The organism is Bombilactobacillus mellis, from assembly GCF_000967245.1.
Taxonomy (GTDB): Bacteria; Bacillota; Bacilli; order Lactobacillales; family Lactobacillaceae; genus Bombilactobacillus; species Bombilactobacillus mellis.
The window spans coordinates 300,713-319,030 of the sequence record NZ_KQ033878.1; the positions used below are offsets into that span (position 1 = coordinate 300,713).

An 18,318-nucleotide genomic window follows, 5' to 3' on the forward strand; every position below is an offset into this window, starting at 1 on the left:
ATCACCTTCTTAATCATAATTACAACTTACGCTCATATTTATTTTTTCTAGAGTTGTTATTTTTGGTTTTAGCAGAATTATTTTTATTGTTAAAACGATGTCTGGATCTTCCTTGAGGCTTAGCAGCTAAGCGCCGTTTCTTTTCTTCATCGGCACGTTTTTGTTCCTCTGGTTTCAAAACCAGTTCAAAGTCGACTTGGCGCTGCTGGGCATCAGCCCGAATCAAACGAACTCTAATGGCCTCACCCATTGTATAGGTCTTATGGGTTCTTTTTCCCACCAAGGATAATTCCTGTTCGTGAAATTCATAATAATCATCTAACATATTAGAAATATGAATTAAGCCTTCAACGGTATTTTCTAAAGAAACAAACATGCCAAAACTGGTGACTGAATTAATAACCCCATCAAATTCCTGACCAACTTTGTCTGTCATATATTCGGCTTTCTTCAAGTCATCGACAGCTCTTTCGACATCAATCGACTTTCGCTCGCAAGCAGAAGTATGAACTGCAACTTCAGGCAAGCGTTCGTTCCATTTTTCCTGAATTGGTAACGCGGTCCCTTCCTGGGCGTAGCTATGAATCATTCTGTGCACCATCAAATCAGGATAACGCCGAATAGGAGAAGTAAAATGAGTATAGTAGGTGGCCGCTAAACCAAAATGTCCGAGCGGATCAGGTGAGTACTTCGCTTGTTGCAAGCTGCGTAATAACATTGTAGTAATTACCGCTTCTTGCGGGGTATCTGCCACTTTTTCTAGCACTGCTTGAAACATTTTTGGAGAAACGTCTTGTGCATTACCAGCAACAGAAAGTCCAAAAGAACTTGCCATTTCAAAAAAGTTTTTTACTTTATCTGGGTCTGGTTGTTCATGAACCCGATATAAAAAGGGAACGTGCATTTTATTATAATGCTCGGCCACAGTTTCATTGGCTGCCAACATAAAAGATTCAATCATTTTTTCAGCAGTTCCGCGTTCCCGCAATTTAATATCAATTGGTTTGCCATTTTCATCTACAATAATTTGAGCTTCAGTTTCTTCAAAATCAATGGCTCCTCGTTGATGACGCATTTTAAATAATATTTCGTGTAGTTGTGCCATTTCTTCCAGCATCGGTACCAGATTATGATATTCCTGCCGCAATAATGGATCCCCATCTAAAATCTTGTTCACATTATTATAAGTTAAGCGGGCCTGGGATCGAATAACACTAGGATAAATTTCATGATGCAAAATTTGTCCAGTAGAGCTAATTTCCATGTCACAACTTAAAGTACAGCGGTCTTCTTGAGGGTTTAGGGAACAAATACCGTTGGATAGACGAAAAGGCAGCATCGGAATGACACGATCAACTAAATAAGTACTCGTGCCCCGCTCATATGCTTCGCGATCCAACCAGCTGCCTACTTTGACATAATGGCTAACATCAGCAATATGAACACCCAAATGGAAATTGCCATTTTCTAATTTCCAAACAGTGACCGCATCGTCAAAGTCCTTAGAATCATCCCCATCAATCGTAACCACTTGCTGTTTGGTATTGTCGCGCCGTCCTTGCCAATCTACTGGTTGTAGCTGATCGGGAATGTTTTGAGCTTCCTGTAAAACTTCATTAGGGAACTCATCTTTTACCTCATTTTGATAAACAATGGTCATTTCATCGACGCCGGGATTATCTTTATTACCAAGAGTTTTCAAGGCAATTCCCAACATACTGCGGGGAAATTCATCACTAGGATAAGAGATGATTTCCACCTGTACCATATCTCCCATTTGCGGACTAATACCAGTATTTTTAATAAAAACAGGGTTATTAGCTAATTTTTTTTCATAACTATGAACATAACCAAGTAGACCAGTTTTACGAGCCTGAATCTCACTGTAAGGCATAAACTCACCCACTAGTTTTTTGACCCCGTGATCCAAAATCTTGGTAATTTGACCCTCAGCTCCATTATCACCCCAAGGATTAGCCGGTTTAACAATCTTCACTTCCACTTCATCATCATTAATAGCATGCAAAGTGTTAGGCCGCGCAATAAAAATATCTGGTTCTTCTTCATCATAACGAACAAACCCAAAACCTCGATCATTAGCCCGAAAAGTACCCGTTACAGTTTGATTAATCGGTGCTAGTTTAAATTGATTATTATTATTAACCGTGATCTTATTTTCGCCTTCTAGGATAGCTAAAGCCTTTAGAATTCGGTTATAAGCAGTTTTGCCGTGCAAACGTAAAAGATCAGTAATTTGTTGTGCCGTATAGCGTCGATCAGGATAATGCCGAAAGATTTCTAAAACATCAGAAATCAACTTGTTTTTTTCAAATTCCATTCAGTTTGTTATACTCCTATTTTTAGATAAAAATTGTAATAAATCTTGTTCCAATTGCGGTCGTGCCTTATTAACTGTAATCACATGGCCAGCATTAGGATAAAGATGGAAATCTACGGTAGTCTGAACATGCTCGCGTAAAAGTTTAGAAGAAACATTATTAATGATTTCATCATTACTTCCATGGCCAATAAAAAGTGGCTGTTTAATTTGGGACAACTGCTGCCGCACTTCTAGTGTCGTCTGCGAAATAGCATTCAGGGCCGGATTGAGTAATTGTTCAATCAACCGCTGTTGCTGAGTTTGTTGTCCAAAGCTCAGATCCTGGTGTTGTTCAATTTTTTGAGCATATTGGAAAAATCCAGCGCGCACGTTGGTCATATCGGAAGCAAACATTGGGGACCCAAAAACTCCTCCCAGATCAATCTGAGGATAATTTTCTAGAGCTTTTAAGGCAAAGATTGAACCTAAAGATAAACCGAAAATTGCCAACAAATGTTTGTTATGCTGCTGAACAAAATCAATAGCCTGTTGGGTGTCCTGCCACCAAGCTTGCACACTGCCCTGTGTTAAAACATCTGTGGGATTGTTCGTTCCGTGGCCGGTAAAGAGGGGAGCATAAACACTATAGTCGGCTTGGGCCAACCCCCGCATTAAGGAACGAAAATCATTCGGTGAACCCGTATAAGAATGAAGCAGGATAATGGCCTGTGGCCCACGATCGGTAAATAAAGTTTGCGGTGGTACTATTTTCATTATTAAAACCTCACAATACAAAAAAATCCTACCGTCAAAAACAGGAGGATTTCATAATTATTTCGATGATAGGAAAGCTAACGCTAACGCACAAACAAAGAAAATAATTGCCAAGATTGCCGTTACCTTTTCCATAAAAGCTTCAAAGCCACGCTTTTTCTGGGTACTAAATAAATCTCCGGCTCCTCCAGACAAAGCATTTAACGCATCTTGCTGTTTTTGAGGCTGCATCATAACGGCAATAACGATTAAAATAGAGTCAATAATCAAAATATTCATGATTAGATTATACAAATTAAAAACCTCCGCTACTAGCACTCTAACTAGGATATCATAAAATTACCGGCTTTACCAGCAAGAGATGCTCTCCAGGCGAAAAATACCGCCATTAATTTTTTGAAAAATCGACAACAATGGAATCTGGAAAATTTTTGCAATTTTTATTGATATAGCAAAAATTGTAGACCATTAAAAACCAATAGAAGTAATTTCGCAATGAATTATGAACCAAATTATTAGGCAAGAAGAATTCAGATCTCATGTCGAAAGTCCAAGTTATTTTAACTGTTTAATTATTAAAACAACACCAATTTCTACTCAGAATTATCAGCTCCAGCATTTAGATTGATGGTCTTCGTAGAGCGAACTAAAAGTAGTAATAACCATCCTAGCGCTAATAGACTTATCAACAGACTAACTTGAGCCAGGAAAGTATAGTGATAACTAATTTCGATCTGATTAACTCCGGGTTGTAGCCGCAATTGAACCGTTCCCCGCGCTGAATTTTGAACTTTTTGCCTAATATTATTAATGCTTGCCTCCACTCCTTGATAGTACAAAACCGGAATATCTAATTTTACGGGGTGTTGACTATAGTATTTAACATTAAAAGTATTAGCAGTAGTATGGTAAAAAGTGTGTACTTTTTTCCCATTTACAAAAAATTGATGCTGTTTAATTGTGGCAAGTACCGGCAGACTTTTTTGGGGATAATAGTCTTGCTGATCAAAACTGTAAATTTTAGATTGGATGTTTTGAGGAGTAACAATTGCCAGCGGCTTGGTGTTTTCAAACAACTGCTGTGAACTAAGCACTACTTGGGTCAAACAACCGGCTAAAACGGCTGAAAAAGCTAATAATTGCATTATTCCGGTACTTTTTTGAAAAATCTTTCTGATAATGTGACTCAAATATACTGCCAAAAAGAAATTAGCCAGATTTAAAAAACGCCACGGAAATTGAAGATAATTAAAGAAAGTATTTTGCAAATATTGCCAAGGAAACAGTTTCGTCGATAGAAAAATCGCCAGTAATGCGGCAACAGCTACTAAACGATAGGCGGTTGTATCTCGCCAGATAAAAATAACAATAGTAATGACTGCTAAAATTGCTATAATCCCAAGCGAATAGCTACGAACGTCTGTCTGTAAAGAATTCTTTAGTAAGAGTAGAGGATCTTGCGCTGTTTGCGCTAAATTAAGTAAGGCCGGACGATTAGTATTAATGGCTTTTTTTTGTTCCAACAATGGAACAATAAAACCGCAACTTAACAAAGCTGACAGCAGCAAAGTTTTCCCCGCACTTAAAAAGAGGTTTCCCCAGTAACGCCAATTATGCGCAATTTTAGTAAACAGCATCAAGACCACGAAAACACCAATCATCATGATTACTAAAAAAGCGGTTAAGGGATGCGTTAAAATAATAAGTCCCAGACCCAAAGCTAATAAGGGCCATTTTTGAAAGTTTCCCTGCAAAATTTTTGCTAAAGCATAAAAAACCATTGGCATAAACATATAAGATAAATATTCAGCTAGACCCACACGATAAAAAACACTGGCTAAGCGGAAAAAAGAAAGTGAATACAGTACTGCAAATAAAAGAGCCTGTAATGTGCTAGTGCTAAATTTATGCATAAAGTAATAGGAACTAACCAGGGTTAAAAAAGTAATAAGAGTTAAAAATATTAAAAAACCGATAAAAGGTGAACCAGCCAACTGAAAAATCAGATATCCCGGTAAAATTGTTAACCAAGGATAAAAAATATTGGTAAAATTACCTACGTGATTCCAATAGTTAAAATTAACAGGTGAAGAAAAAATATTGCCTAAACTACTGATTCGATTCCAATGAAATAATAAATCATAACTATCTAATAACCGAATATTACCAGGTTTAATAAATAAAAATGTGTAAAAAAGACTAATAACTATAAACAGCAAACCAATAATTACGTTTTTAAGTGTTAGATAATTACGATTCTTCATGATGACTCCTAAAATATAAATAATCTATAATAAAAAGAATGAGATAATCAACTATCTCATTCTTTTTATTATAGATTAAAATCGTTTTTTAAAAAACTATTTCTTCAAGTTATAGAAACTTTGAGCACCCTTATATTCAGCAACAGATCCTAATTGTTCTTCGATCCGCATTAACTGGTTATATTTGGCAATACGATCAGTCCGACTCATTGAACCTGTCTTAATTTGTCCAGCATTAGTAGCTACAACTAAATCAGCAATGGTGGTATCTTCAGTTTCACCAGAACGGTGCGATACAATTGCTGTATAGCCGGCTTCTTTAGCCATTTCAATAGCTTCAAAAGTTTCTGTCAAAGTACCAATTTGGTTAACCTTAATCAAAATGGAATTGGCTACACCCATATCAATACCTTTTTTCAGATAATCAGTATTGGTTACAAATAAATCATCACCGACAATTTGTACCTTATTGCCCAATTTAGTAGTGAGTAACTGCCAATCTTCCCAATTATTTTCATCTAAAGGATCTTCAATGGAAATAATCGGATATTTATCTACTAAACCATCTAGCAAGTCAACAATTTCAGCAGCTGTATAAGATTTACCGTCGCCTTTCATATCGTACTTGCCGGTTTCTTTATTATAATATTCAGATGAAGCACAATCAAAGGCAATAGCAATATCAGTACCTGGCTTATAACCTGCACGTTCAATTGCTTCAACTAATACTTGGAAAGGCTCTTCATTATTTTGCATCTTGTTAGGTGCAAATCCACCTTCATCACCAACAGCAGTGGAGTCACCACGTTCTTTTAAAATAGACTGTAAATTATGGAAGGTTTCTGCTCCCATGCGAATAGCTTCATGAATACTTTTAGCTCCAACCGGCATAATCATGAATTCTTGGAAGTCAACATTGTTATTTGCATGTTTACCACCATTGATAACATTCATCATTGGTGTTGGCATCACATGACTATTAGGTCCACCTAGATATTCATACAAAGGCATTCCTAATTCATCTGCTGCTGCATGAGCTGCGGCTAAGGAAACACCTAAAATAGCGTTGGCACCTAATTTACCTTTATTAGGAGTACCGTCTAAATCGATCATTGCTTTATCAATTGCCCGCTGGTCAGTAACATCCATACCCACAATTTTTTTAGCAATTACATCATTAACATTTTTAACAGCTTTTAAGACGCCCTTTCCCATAAAGCGGGATTTGTCGCCATCACGTAATTCCACTGCTTCATGCTCACCAGTGGAAGCACCAGAAGGAACGCTAGCCCGGCCAAAGCCACCTAATTCAGTATAGACTTCGACTTCAACCGTCGGGTTGCCACGAGAATCTAAGATTTCACGCGCAAAAATATCAGTAATTACAGACATTTATAATTCTCCTTTTGTTTAAATACGTTCGCTTTTATTTTAACATTTACCTATTGACAAATAAATATATTAATCTTGATAATTGACAAGCTCTAAAAATGACTCTGGCTGTAGGCTAGCGCCACCTACTAAACCGCCATCGATATCAGGTTTACTCATTAATTCTTTGACATTCGCTGGTTTGACCGAGCCACCGTATTGAATACGAACCTGTTCAGCAGTTGTGTCATCATACAAACTTTTGACCGTTTCACGAATAACATGACAAATCTCCTGAGCCTGATCAGAAGTAGCAGTTTTACCAGTGCCAATAGCCCATATCGGTTCATAAGCAATTACCAATCGTGCTACTTGATCTGCAGACAAATCTTTTAAAGCTGCTGTAACTTGATTTTGAACCCAAGTTTGGGCTTGATTAGCCTCTCTGGTGGCTAAAGTTTCCCCACAGCAAATAATCGGAACCATCTGATTATTAAAAATTGCATGGGCTTTTTTATTGATTTCTTCATCGGTTTCGTGAAAATAATCCCGCCGTTCAGAATGACCAATAATTACGTAATTAATACCCATTTGGTGTAAAACTTGTGGACTAGTCTCACCCGTATAAGCACCGGAATTTTCAAAATAACAGTTTTCAGCCGCGGTTTTTAAATTACTGCCTTGAGCTGCCTCTAATAAGGCAGGCAAATCAACCGCTGGTGCTGCAATCACTGATTCTACTTTTTCAGGGCTGGGCAAGTTAGCTTTAACAGCCGCCACAAATTCGATCGTCGCAGACGGATCATTGTTCATTTTCCAATTACCCGCAATAATTGGTATACGCATATTTAGTCTCCTTTAGCTTATTTATCAGAAATAGCAGCAATTCCCGGCAATTCTTTACCTTCTAAATATTCAAGAGAAGCACCACCGCCAGTAGAAATATGAGTTAATTTATCAGCAATTCCTAATTGTTGAGCTGCAGCAGTAGAATCGCCGCCGCCGACAATCGTAGTTGCACCTTGGAGATCGCCTAAAGCTTTACCAACTTGTAAAGTTCCATTAGCAAAATTACTCATTTCAAAAGCACCCATTGGTCCGTTCCAAACTACAGTCTTAGCGCCTTTTAATGTGTCTTCAAACAACTTAATAGTTTGCGGTCCAATATCTAAAGCCATCATTTCTTCAGGAATCTCTACTCCAGATGTAACTTCATGATCAGCATCATTGGAAAATTCACTAGCAACAACATGATCTACTGGTAAAACAATCTTATCGCCTGCTTTTTGCAATAAATCTTTTGCCATAGATACACGATCTTCTTCAAATAAAGATTTACCAATTTTATGACCTTGAGCTGCTAGGAAAGTGTAGGCCATCCCACCGCCAATTAAAATATGATCAGATTTAGGAATCAAATTATCAATGACAGCAATTTTATCAGAAACCTTGGCACCACCTAAAATCGTAACAAAAGGATGAACCGGATTTTCTACCGCATTACCTAAGAATTTAATTTCTTTTTCCATCAAAAAGCCAGCAGCTACCGGCTTACCTGCAGCTTCCATTGCCTTAGCAATCCCGACGTTGGATGCATGAGAACGATGAGCTGTCCCAAAAGCATCGTTGACAAATACATCACCCAAAGAAGCCCAGTATTCGCCTAATTTTGGATCATTTTTACTTTCGCGCTTGCCAAAATCATTGTCAATATCTTGAAAACGCGTATTTTCCATCAGAATTACATCGCCATCATTCATGTTATTAATGGCTGTTTCTAGTTCAGGACCTTCATTTACAGGAATGAATTTTACATCTTGATTTAATAACTCAGATAAACGTTGAGCAACAGGTTTTAAAGTTAAACCTGCTTTATCAGCAGCACTTTTAACCCGGCCTAAATGTGATAAAAGAATTAACTTACCTTGATGTTCAATAATATACTTAATTGTAGGCAAAGCAGCTACAATCCGGTTATCATTAGTAATTTGATTATCCTTCACCGGCACATTAAAATCCGCCCGCATCAAAACTTTTTTATCTTGGACATCAACATCAGAAACGATTAATTTTGCCATCTATTAAATGCCTCCATTGAAATAAAAAAGGCTGAAGGAGAATGCCTCCCTCCGCCTTCTTCAAGTAATTTTTATCTAACTTTAAGAGTCGTGGTTTACAACAAACTTGCAAATTTTTGCAAAGTACGGATCATTTGAGCTGTAAAGCCGGATTCATTGTCGTACCATGCAACAACCTTAACAACTTGGGCACCATTAGCACCTTCAACAACTTGAGTTTGAGTTGGGTCAAAAACAGAACCGTATTCAGTACCAATAATATCTGAGGAAACAATTTCATCAGCATTGTAACCAAAGGATTCACTGCCATCAGTAACCTTTTTTACAGCGGCATTAACTTCATCAGCTGTAACTTTCTTATCCAAAACAGCAACTAATTCTGTCAAAGAACCGGTAATTACAGGAACACGTTGTGCATGGCCATCTAATTTACCCTTCAATTCAGGAATTACCAAACCGATAGCTTTAGCAGCACCAGTTGAATGTGGAATAATATTTTGAGCAGCTGCACGAGCATTACGTCTGTTACCCTTACGGTCAGGACCATCTTGCAATTTTTGAGTTGCTGTATAAGCATGAATTGTAGTCATAGTACCAGTTTGAATGCCAAAAGCATCATTAATTGCTTTAGCAGCAGGTGCTAAACAGTTAGTAGTACATGATGCAGCGGAGATAATTTGATCATCTTTAGTAATGGTATCATCATTAACACCATAAACGACTGTCTTCAAATCACCAGCAGGTGCAGAAATCAAAACTTTCTTAGCACCAGCATCTAAGTGAGCTTGAGCTTTTTCTTTAGATGTGTAGAAACCAGTACTTTCCAAAACTAATTCTACACCATCATTTTTTACCCAAGGAATGTTGCGGGCATCAGATTCTGCATATACAGGGATCTTCTTACCATCAACAACAATTGCATCATCAGTTGCAGATACTTCATGTTTGAAATTACCATGAGCTGTATCATATTTTAATAAGTGAGCCAACATATCTGGTGATGTTAAATCATTAATTGCAACAACTTCCAAATCATCATTTGCAACTTCATAAATACGACGCAATGCCAAACGACCAATACGTCCGAAACCATTAATACCTACTTTTGTAGCCATGTTAAGATTTCCTCCTTCAGGAAAAATAAGTTTTATTTTAAAGGTTTTTTACCCCTTAAAATCATTTCTGAGGCTGCCTCATCAGTAATTAAAGTTGTCTGGTGAGGAGCAACTTTCATATATGCCGCAATTGCTGCCGCTTTGCTGGGTCCTCCAGCAATTGCAATCACATGTGAAATATCATGAAGATCCGAAATTTGTAACCCTATTTTCGGTACCTTATAAACAACATGTCCTTGAGCATCAAGAAAATCACCAAAAGCTTCTGCTACTGCCTTTTTTCTGGTCAAAAGGTCAATTTCCGAGCTCGTCATATTACGCCGATTAGCCATCGTTCGTGCCCGACCAATGCTATGAATTACGACATCAGCGTGATTAATCAAATCCAACACTGATTTAACCACTGGTTCTTGCAATAAGGGGGCCACGCTTTTAGCGGAAATATCTTCCGGAACATACAAATTACGATATAAACCGCCGCTGTGTTCCGCCATTTCTGCACAAATCGTATTTGCTTGAATGGCCATAGTCTCACCTAATCCACCACGGGCTGGAACAAATAATAAATTTCTCTCATTGGCTAAGCTTGGTGATAATGACTTACTTACCGCTGCCATAGTTGTACCACCCATTACGGCAATAATAGAACGACCACCAGGTAATAACAACTGTAACAGTTCATCTAGCTGTTGTCCCATTAAACTTAAAACACCTTGATGGCGTTCACTGTTACCTGGAACGATAATTACCTGGGCAATACCTAAGACTGCAACCAGTTGTTTTCTTAAAGCCGAAGTATCATGTAATTGATCCATCAAACCACTCAGTTGCTGTACCAATTGCCGACCTTTGCCCGTCAAAGACATTCCTGATTTTGATGTTTCTAATAAGCCATTCTTACGAAACAGATCTGTCTCTCGACGCAAAGTTCGTTCTGATGTTCCTAAATCAGCTGCCAAAATCCGCCGCCCTACAGGTTGCATCCAACTAATTCTCTGCAATATTCGATATCGCCATTGAACTGTTTGTAAAAAGTCGGGCGCAATGGATTCAATGAGCTGTAAATCACTATCCATTTATACACGTCCTTTTTCACGGGACACTTATCGTCCCTGTGTGACTTATTAAGACCCATCACTTCCAAAATAAAGGTGAGTTGTTATTTCCTAACTCACAACTAGATTATAACAACTGCTATTTTCATTTGCAACTCTGAAGCCCAAAATATTTACATAAATAAAAAAGCTTAGACAAAATTTTTGTCTAAGCATACTATGCGCCACCTGGGAGTCGAACCCAGATCCCAAGAACCGGAATCTTGTGTGCTATCCATTACACTAGCGGCGCAACACCTGTTATATTGTACCTTGAGTTTTGGGTTTTGGCAAGACTAAATTTTTTATTTTGAGGAGAAAACAATTATTTGAGGAGAAAACAATTATTAGTCAGATTATTCTGAATTAAAAATTTTCAGAAAAAGGGAAATTAATAATCTTACCTAAGCAGCTGCTAATTGGATTATAATTAGAATAGTTTTATACAAGAATGAAATACTGGAGTATTTGAAAAACACTCTAGTTATATAGTCTTTCAACACTAGTTAGCCCAAACATATTTCTATAACAACCTTATCCAGAAATGACTCCAAAGAAGGCATCTATAAAATGGACATTAAACCTTTTACCAGCGTTTCAGCAGACCAATATGAATTATTGCTAATGGCGGATCCTAGCCGATCAATGATTGCTAGTTATGTAAACCGCGCTTTTAAATTTGCAACAGAAATAGATAATCAATTAGTTGGCGTTATCCTTCTATTACCAACACACCCGCAGACCTTAGAAATTGTCAATCTAGCTGTCAGCAAATGCCACCAAAATCATGGTATTGGTACCAAATTATTACAATTTGCCGCAACTTGGGCTCAAGAAAGGCACTACCACACTCTCGAAATAGCTACTGGCATTACCAGCTTGGGCCCCTATATCTTTACCAAAAGCAGGGCTTTAGAGTTACCAGCATTGAGCAAGACTTCTTTAGCCGCCATTATCCACAAACCATTTGGGAAAATAAACTCATTTTAAAAGCTTTAATTCGGTTACAAAAGTCCCTGTAATGAGAATGTCAAAGAGATGATATTTATGAAACAAGAATCATTATTTGCTAAAGCAGAGCAAAATGAACCTTTGGCTGCAAGAGTTCGACCACAGAATTTGGATCAATTCGTGGGTCAACAACATTTATTGGGTCCAGGAAAAATCCTGCGTGAAATAATTGCCAAAGATCAGGTATCTTCAATGATTTTCTGGGGTCCTCCAGGTGTGGGAAAAACAACCCTGGCTGAAATTATTGCCCGACAAACCCAGGCTCAATTTTGGAGTTTTAGTGCCGTTGACAGCAGCATTAGTAAGATTAAAAAAATTATGCAACAGGCCGAGACTGAACGTGAACTTGGTGGAAAAACAATTGTTTTTATAGATGAAATTCATCGATTTAATAAAGCTCAGCAAGACGCTTTTTTGCCTTATGTAGAAAAAGGCAGCATCATCCTTATTGGTGCTACTACTGAAAATCCTTCCTTTGAAGTCAATTCTGCTTTATTATCCCGGTGTAAGGTTTTTGTTCTCAAAACTCTCAAAGCTTCTGATATTATGCAGTTACTGCACAATGCCCTGCAAAATCCGCGGGCTTTTCCCCAGAAAAAAATCAATATTGACAAAAAGGCCCTAAAAGCTATCGCTGAATTTGCCAGTGGCGATGCACGCACAGCTTTAAATACCTTAGAAATGGCCGTTTTAAATGGTGACCAGCAGGGCCAAGTTATTACTATTACGCACCAAAATCTGCAACAACTAATTAGCAAAAAATTTATGAATTACGATAAAAAAGGTGAAGAGCATTATAATTTAATTTCAGCATTGCATAAGTCGATGCGCAATAGCGATGTTGATGCTGCAATTTATTGGCTTGCCCGGATGTTGGAAGGTGGCGAAGATCCTCTTTATATTGCCCGCAGATTAATTCGCTTTGCCAGTGAAGATATCGGTTTGGCCGACACTAATGCCTTAAATGTCGCCGTTAATGTTTTCTCTGCTTGTCAATTTATTGGAATGCCTGAATGCGATGTCCATCTCGTAGAAGCAGTAGCTTATCTAGCCTTAGCACCCAAGTCTAACGCTATTTATCAAGCCCGCTTAGCTGCTCAAAAAGATGCCCAAAAAACGCTCAATGCCCCTGTACCTTTACAAATTCGCAATGCTCCGACAAAACTAATGAAAGATTTAGGCTATGGTCAAAACTATCAATTAGCCCATAACCATCCTGACAAGCTAACAACCATGAAGACCATGCCACCACAATTACAAGGACACCAGTATTATTTTCCAACTGAACAAGGACATGAAGACCGTTTTAAAAAACGCCTCGAACAAATTAAAGCTTGGCATCAAAAATATGATTCCTGATTAAATTTAATTAATCAGCGTTTTTAACGCCAAACAAATTTTCACAATCTTATAATAATTTAGTTATACTAAAGATTGTGGAAATTAAATTTTGAAATGAGGTCTTTTTCATGACTAAAACTATTGGAATTTTTCTCGGCAGTTTACGGCAAGGCTCCTATTCACGAATTATTGCCCAGGAACTGGCAAAGTTATTACCAGCTGGTTATGTGGCTAAATTCATAGAAATTGGTAATTTACCCTTATATAATCAAGATTTTGACGACGTGGGACCAGTACCTGACGAATATATTAAATTTCGTGCTGAAGTTAAACAGCTTGATGCGGCACTTTTTGTAACTCCTGAATATAATCGTAGCGTGCCGGCTGTCTTAAAAAATGCGCTCGATGTTGCTTCCCGTCCTTATGGGGCCAATGTTTGGGATGGCAAACCCGCAGCTATTATTTCTGTTTCTCCAGGGGCAATGGGTGGATTTGGTGCTAATCACCATTTGCGACAAGCACTTGTGTTTCTCAATATGCCTACCTTGCAACAACCGGAAGCTTATCTTGGCCATGTGGATCAATTTATTGATGAAGACAAAGGAGAAGTTAACAATCAAGGTACGAAAGATTTTCTGCAATCAATTGCTGACGCCTTTGTTCAACTAATTGAGCGTTATTAAATAGTTCCCATCTTTTTTCTTTCCAACGCCGGAACCTAGTCTTCCTGCGTTTTTTCTTTGTTGCCTAAGTTTTAACATTTGACTTTTTCGTTAAATGTGATAAATTAGCAGAGTAACTACTAGAGTGCTAATTATTAAGAGGAGGCTACGTTATGTTAGTTCCAACAGTTATTGAACAAAGTCCCCGTGGCGAGCGGGCCTATGATATTTATTCCCGCCTTTTAAAAGATCGCATCATCATGTTATCAGGTGAAGTCACTGACCAAATGGCTAATACCGTGATTGCACAATTATTATTCTTAGATGCTCAAGATTCTAAAAAAGATATTTACATGTATATAAATTCTCCCGGTGGTTCGGTTACTGCTGGTTTAGCCATCATGGATACAATGAATTTTGTTAAGGCTGATGTTCAAACCATTGCTATGGGAATGGCAGCTTCGATGGCTAGTGTCTTGTTATCATCCGGTACGAAAGGTAAAAGATTTGCTTTGCCTAATTCTACAGTTTTAATTCATCAGCCTTCTGGTGGTGCTCAAGGTCAACAAACAGAAATTGAAATTGTAGCAGAAGAAATTTTAAAAACTCGTGATCGGCTGAATAAAATTTTGGCAGATAATTCTGGTCAAGATATTGAAACGATTAAAAAAGATACCGAACGGGATAATTATATGACCGCTCAAGAAGCCAAAGATTATGGACTAATTGATGATATTATGGTTAATAAATCATCAGAAAAATAAAATTGTACCATTAAAAAGTAAAAAGAACCGTCATCATGACGGTTCTTTTTTTATTTGAACTACATTTAGATCTAGAAATACTGTGACTTTATTATTGATTTTAGCAACCAATGCCACTTTTAACTTCTTGATCAGCTGGGTGATGAACACAGACTCCACCTTGATAGACAGCTTTGTCCTTTTGGAGAATACTAATATCTGTGAGTGGATTATCAGCTGTAACAATAAAATCCGCTATCTTCCCTACGGCAATTTCGCCAAAATCATTAGCTACATGTAGGGCGCGGGCGCAATTAATTGTGGCTGTGTCAATTGCTTGCGCAGGCGTCATACCTGCTTTGTCTACATACAGTTGCATTTCATAAGCACTTTCACTTTCAAAGCCATTATATGGAGTTCCCGCGTCAGTGCCCATTGCAATAGGGATACCGGCAGCAGCAGCTTTTTTGATGCTGGCAAAGTGTTTTTTAATATTGATAATTACCTTATTACGCGCCCAATCTGGAACTGTTCCTTCACCATATTGATAAATAGCATACATGGCATTCATAGTAGGTACAATAAAAGTTCCCTGTTCTTTCATTATTGCAATAGTTTCATCATCAACATCAAAGGCGTGCTCTACTGTGTCTACACCAGCACGCGCTGCTTCTTTTACTCCAGCATTACCCTGAGCATGAGTCGCTACAGTTTTATTTTTATGATGGGCTTCGCGAACGGCAGCTCGAATTTCATCGGCATTAAATTGGATATCATCAGGAGTTTCCCCATTACGTAATACTCCTCCGGTAACCATCAATTTAATATTATCAACACCTCTTTTTAAAGCTTGGCGCACTCCTTTGGTCATTTCATCAACGCCGTCAACTTCAATCCCACTACTATCGCCATGACCTCCGGTAATAGTGAAAGCTCGACCAGAAGTCATCACTCGCGGTCCTGCTATCATTTTTTGCTGTTGCATTATTTTAATTGGTATATCCAAATCATAAGCTGCTCCAACATTACGAATATAAGTTACTCCATTATTAATCAGATCTTGCATATTTTTAATGGCAAACATAGTTTGCATAGCTTTTGCATCAGCAGCTTTAATTGCTGCTTTCTTTTTTGTCCAATAAGTAGGGATATTGGCAATATGTGTATGAGCATTCATAATCCCAGGCAAAACATATTGATTCTGAAAGTCAATAACTTTATCCGAGCCCTGCTCAGTAGGTTGTCCTGACCCTATTGCAGTTATCCGCTGAGTTTGAGTATCAACGGTAAAATATTGCCCCTTTTGAAAATCCTGTTGTTGATGTTGATAAATATTAGCATTAATAAAAGTTATCTTGGTCATCTTTATTATCCTCACTTAATTAATTTTATAAAATTATTTCCAGTATGCATATTGTAATTGTCCTGAATTACCGGACAGAACATCCCACTTTAAACCACCTACCTTTTTATTAACAAAGTGTGCTTGGGCAGCTTGATAAGTTGGAGCTACACCCGCAATTTTCATCAACCGTTGATCAGCCTGTTTCTCAAATTCCCAAAGTTGTTGAGCAGAATAAGTGGTTGTGTCTGAAACTTTATCCATAATTTCGTCATATTGAGCATCTTTAGTTTTCGCAAAGTTAATTTGATTATTGCTGCGCATTCCATCTAGAAAATTCTGAGCATCGGGATAATCTGGTCCCCAACCTACAGTACAGATATCAAAATCACAACTAAAATCCCGGGAAACATGGCTAGCATGAGGTACTGAAACAATATCAATTTTTAAACCAGGTAGGTTTTTGTGAATCGCACCTTGAACATATTCGGCTAATTTCTTCTCGGTATCTACATCATCAACTAAGAAGTCTAAAGTTATTTTGGATTTTCCCAGTTCACCTTGAGCTTTTTGCCAATATTGCTTAGCCTGATTGATATCAGTTGGTGCTAAATCACCTACTTCATCAATAAAATCGCGTCCATTTTGAGGATTTTTAGCATAGTTTTTAGGAACAATATTAGTTGCCGGTTGGGAGCCATCTTGTAAAACGCGTTCAGCCAATTGCTTACGGTCGATGACTAAACTAATTGCATGCCGTAAATTCTCATTAGCGGTGATTTTACGTTTCGAGTTGAAATAAATATAGTTATTTCTTCCAGTCGGCGTTACTACCAGTTCTTTACTACCGCGATTTTGTTTTACAAATTGACCACTGACACTGGTTAAGTCCACACTGCCTGATTTGAACATACTTTGAGCTGTATTATCATCTTTAACAACGTTGACATCGACATGAGCAATTTGTACATTTTTGGCGTTCCAATAATATTTATTCTTAACATAATGCCAAGAATCATTGCTACCATTCCACCCCTTAAGGACATAAGGGCCATTAGCAACTGTGTTTTTTTCACTAGTGCCGTATTTTTCGCCATATTTTTTAATAGCTGCAGTTTGCAATGGTTTATATCCAGTAAATATATAATTCATAAAAGGAACCGGTTTTGTTAACTTAATAGAAAAGGTTCGCTTATTTAAGGCTTTGACACCTAATTGGCGCGGATTCATTTTACCGGTGTTAATGGCTTTAAAATTCTGAATATATTGCACACCTGTAGTTGCTTGTGACTTGGTTTTAGGATCAGTTGTTCGAATTAAAGAATTAACAAAATCTTGCGCTGTTACCGGGGTTCCATCTTGCCAACGAGCATTTTTACGGATCTTAAAAGTATATTTAGTTCCATTTTCGGTCGGTTGAACAATCTTTTCTACCATTCCGGGAGCAATTTTATTATTACGATCCCGTCGATAAATTCCTTCACTAATTTGATCAATAATTGCACTACCATTAGTTTCAATAGATTTATTAGGATCAACTGTCATCGGTTCACCAGGGATTGTAATTTTTAAGGTTTGTTCACCTGCAACCGCTGCTTTAGTACCACAACCGGTTAATAAGACTATTCCCACCATTAAATACATCAACAGCCGCTGCTTATTTTTTTCCATCATTACTTCCCCCTTATTTTTAAAAATTAGTTGATAATTGCTAATAAAAAAACGCCCTTTTAGATAAACTATCTAAAAGGACGCCAACACGCGGTACCACCTTCGTTACGAAAATTAACTTTCGTCGCTCACGTACGCCTGAACTTAATCAAGATAACGTTAGCGCTATAGAGGGCGCACCCATATCATTCTGAGCGAATGATCTGCTCTAATTTAACTTTTATTTTTAAGATGCTACACCCTCCCAGACAACGGTGCTCTCTTGAAACCTCTTAAAAACTACTCCTTAAATTATCTTAGCAATTTCTCATCAACATTTAATGATTATTACTATAACAGATTAAAAAAACTTGTCAAGGTAGGAAATTAATTTTAATTATCTAAAAATATTGTATTTCGATTTCCTCAGACTGAGACTTTTTCATTTACCAATCATCTTTTATCGTTATGCTTATATCACTTATAAGGTCTTCATTGAAAGACATAATTTTTAATATTTAGGTTTAATTGACATGATCTGATAGAAATTGCT

15 protein-coding genes and 1 tRNA gene are annotated in these 18,318 nt (G+C 37.6%); 4 read left to right on the top strand and 12 right to left on the bottom strand.

Annotation, left to right across the window (positions count from 1 at the left end):
• Nucleotides 1-19: 19 nt before the first annotated feature.
• From rnr to JG29_RS05715, 10 genes are all read right to left on the bottom strand, one after another.
• Complete coding sequence (rnr, locus tag JG29_RS05670) at nucleotides 20-2,338, bottom strand: ribonuclease R (RefSeq protein WP_045922994.1); 2,319 nt, start codon at nucleotides 2,336-2,338, stop codon at nucleotides 20-22.
• On the bottom strand, nucleotides 2,339-3,094 hold the full coding sequence (locus JG29_RS05675) for an alpha/beta hydrolase (protein ID WP_045922995.1): 756 nt from the start codon (nucleotides 3,092-3,094) through the stop codon (nucleotides 2,339-2,341).
• A 57-nt stretch (nucleotides 3,095-3,151) separates the two neighbouring features.
• Entirely contained in the window at nucleotides 3,152-3,388 is a 237-nt protein-coding gene (gene secG, locus JG29_RS05680) for a preprotein translocase subunit SecG (protein WP_045922996.1), read from the bottom strand.
• Between the two features lie 299 nt (nucleotides 3,389-3,687).
• A complete protein-coding gene (locus JG29_RS05685) occupies nucleotides 3,688-5,358 on the bottom strand; it encodes a 6-pyruvoyl-tetrahydropterin synthase-related protein (protein ID WP_045922997.1) in 1,671 nt (556 codons plus the stop codon).
• Nucleotides 5,359-5,454: 96 nt separating this feature from the next.
• Nucleotides 5,455-6,750: a phosphopyruvate hydratase gene (gene eno, locus JG29_RS05690; protein WP_045922998.1), complete on the bottom strand. Its 1,296-nt coding sequence runs from the start codon at nucleotides 6,748-6,750 to the stop codon at nucleotides 5,455-5,457.
• A gap of 69 nt (nucleotides 6,751-6,819) precedes the next feature.
• The gene (tpiA, locus tag JG29_RS05695) at nucleotides 6,820-7,575 is read right to left on the bottom strand and encodes a triose-phosphate isomerase (RefSeq protein WP_045922999.1); all 756 of its coding nucleotides are present in this window, start codon (nucleotides 7,573-7,575) and stop codon (nucleotides 6,820-6,822) included.
• Between the two features lie 17 nt (nucleotides 7,576-7,592).
• A complete protein-coding gene (locus tag JG29_RS05700; protein ID WP_045923000.1) occupies nucleotides 7,593-8,807 on the bottom strand; it encodes a phosphoglycerate kinase in 1,215 nt (404 codons plus the stop codon).
• 95 nt (nucleotides 8,808-8,902) lie between these two features.
• Nucleotides 8,903-9,922, bottom strand: a complete 1,020-nt coding sequence (gene gap / locus JG29_RS05705; RefSeq protein WP_045923001.1) for a type I glyceraldehyde-3-phosphate dehydrogenase — start codon at nucleotides 9,920-9,922, stop codon at nucleotides 8,903-8,905.
• Between the two features lie 32 nt (nucleotides 9,923-9,954).
• On the bottom strand, nucleotides 9,955-10,998 hold the full coding sequence (locus JG29_RS05710) for a sugar-binding transcriptional regulator (protein ID WP_045923002.1): 1,044 nt from the start codon (nucleotides 10,996-10,998) through the stop codon (nucleotides 9,955-9,957).
• A 199-nt stretch (nucleotides 10,999-11,197) separates the two neighbouring features.
• Nucleotides 11,198-11,269, bottom strand: a tRNA-Arg gene (locus tag JG29_RS05715).
• 317 nt (nucleotides 11,270-11,586) lie between these two features.
• Here JG29_RS05715 and JG29_RS05720 point away from each other — a divergent pair.
• The 4 genes from JG29_RS05720 (at nucleotide 11,587) to clpP (ending at nucleotide 14,794) form a co-directional block, all read left to right on the top strand.
• On the top strand, nucleotides 11,587-12,006 hold the full coding sequence (locus JG29_RS05720) for a GNAT family N-acetyltransferase (protein ID WP_345787371.1): 420 nt from the start codon (nucleotides 11,587-11,589) through the stop codon (nucleotides 12,004-12,006).
• A gap of 57 nt (nucleotides 12,007-12,063) precedes the next feature.
• Complete coding sequence (locus tag JG29_RS05725; RefSeq protein WP_045923003.1) at nucleotides 12,064-13,386, top strand: replication-associated recombination protein A; 1,323 nt, start codon at nucleotides 12,064-12,066, stop codon at nucleotides 13,384-13,386.
• A 110-nt stretch (nucleotides 13,387-13,496) separates the two neighbouring features.
• Complete coding sequence (locus JG29_RS05730; protein WP_045923004.1) at nucleotides 13,497-14,051, top strand: NADPH-dependent FMN reductase; 555 nt, start codon at nucleotides 13,497-13,499, stop codon at nucleotides 14,049-14,051.
• Nucleotides 14,052-14,203: 152 nt separating this feature from the next.
• Nucleotides 14,204-14,794: an ATP-dependent Clp endopeptidase proteolytic subunit ClpP gene (gene clpP, locus JG29_RS05735; RefSeq protein ID WP_045923005.1), complete on the top strand. Its 591-nt coding sequence runs from the start codon at nucleotides 14,204-14,206 to the stop codon at nucleotides 14,792-14,794.
• A gap of 100 nt (nucleotides 14,795-14,894) precedes the next feature.
• Here the strand turns inward: clpP and JG29_RS05740 are convergent, their stop codons facing one another.
• Both JG29_RS05740 and JG29_RS05745 read right to left on the bottom strand, forming a co-directional pair.
• On the bottom strand, nucleotides 14,895-16,136 hold the full coding sequence (locus JG29_RS05740; protein WP_045923006.1) for a metal-dependent hydrolase family protein: 1,242 nt from the start codon (nucleotides 16,134-16,136) through the stop codon (nucleotides 14,895-14,897).
• Between the two features lie 33 nt (nucleotides 16,137-16,169).
• Nucleotides 16,170-17,786 (bottom strand): peptide ABC transporter substrate-binding protein, encoded by a 1,617-nt coding sequence (locus tag JG29_RS05745; RefSeq protein ID WP_198139903.1) that lies wholly within the window; start codon nucleotides 17,784-17,786, stop codon nucleotides 16,170-16,172.
• Between the last annotated feature and the right edge of the window lie 532 nt (nucleotides 17,787-18,318).

Excerpts from the sequence above, each read along its gene's own strand:
- rnr (WP_045922994.1), bottom strand. The coding sequence starts at position 2,338 with ATGGAATTTGAAAAAAACAAGTTGATTTCTGATGTTTTAGAAATCTTT.
- JG29_RS05675 (WP_045922995.1), bottom strand. The coding sequence starts at position 3,094 with ATGAAAATAGTACCACCGCAAACTTTATTTACCGATCGTGGGCCACAG.
- JG29_RS05685 (WP_045922997.1), bottom strand. The coding sequence starts at position 5,358 with ATGAAGAATCGTAATTATCTAACACTTAAAAACGTAATTATTGGTTTG.
- eno (WP_045922998.1), bottom strand. The coding sequence starts at position 6,750 with ATGTCTGTAATTACTGATATTTTTGCGCGTGAAATCTTAGATTCTCGT.
- tpiA (WP_045922999.1), bottom strand. The coding sequence starts at position 7,575 with ATGCGTATACCAATTATTGCGGGTAATTGGAAAATGAACAATGATCCG.
- JG29_RS05700 (WP_045923000.1), bottom strand. The coding sequence starts at position 8,807 with ATGGCAAAATTAATCGTTTCTGATGTTGATGTCCAAGATAAAAAAGTT.
- gap (WP_045923001.1), bottom strand. The coding sequence starts at position 9,922 with ATGGCTACAAAAGTAGGTATTAATGGTTTCGGACGTATTGGTCGTTTG.
- JG29_RS05710 (WP_045923002.1), bottom strand. The coding sequence starts at position 10,998 with ATGGATAGTGATTTACAGCTCATTGAATCCATTGCGCCCGACTTTTTA.
- JG29_RS05720 (WP_345787371.1), top strand. The coding sequence starts at position 11,587 with ATGGACATTAAACCTTTTACCAGCGTTTCAGCAGACCAATATGAATTA.
- JG29_RS05725 (WP_045923003.1), top strand. The coding sequence starts at position 12,064 with ATGAAACAAGAATCATTATTTGCTAAAGCAGAGCAAAATGAACCTTTG.
- JG29_RS05730 (WP_045923004.1), top strand. The coding sequence starts at position 13,497 with ATGACTAAAACTATTGGAATTTTTCTCGGCAGTTTACGGCAAGGCTCC.
- clpP (WP_045923005.1), top strand. The coding sequence starts at position 14,204 with ATGTTAGTTCCAACAGTTATTGAACAAAGTCCCCGTGGCGAGCGGGCC.
- JG29_RS05740 (WP_045923006.1), bottom strand. The coding sequence starts at position 16,136 with ATGACCAAGATAACTTTTATTAATGCTAATATTTATCAACATCAACAA.
- JG29_RS05745 (WP_198139903.1), bottom strand. The coding sequence starts at position 17,786 with ATGGAAAAAAATAAGCAGCGGCTGTTGATGTATTTAATGGTGGGAATA.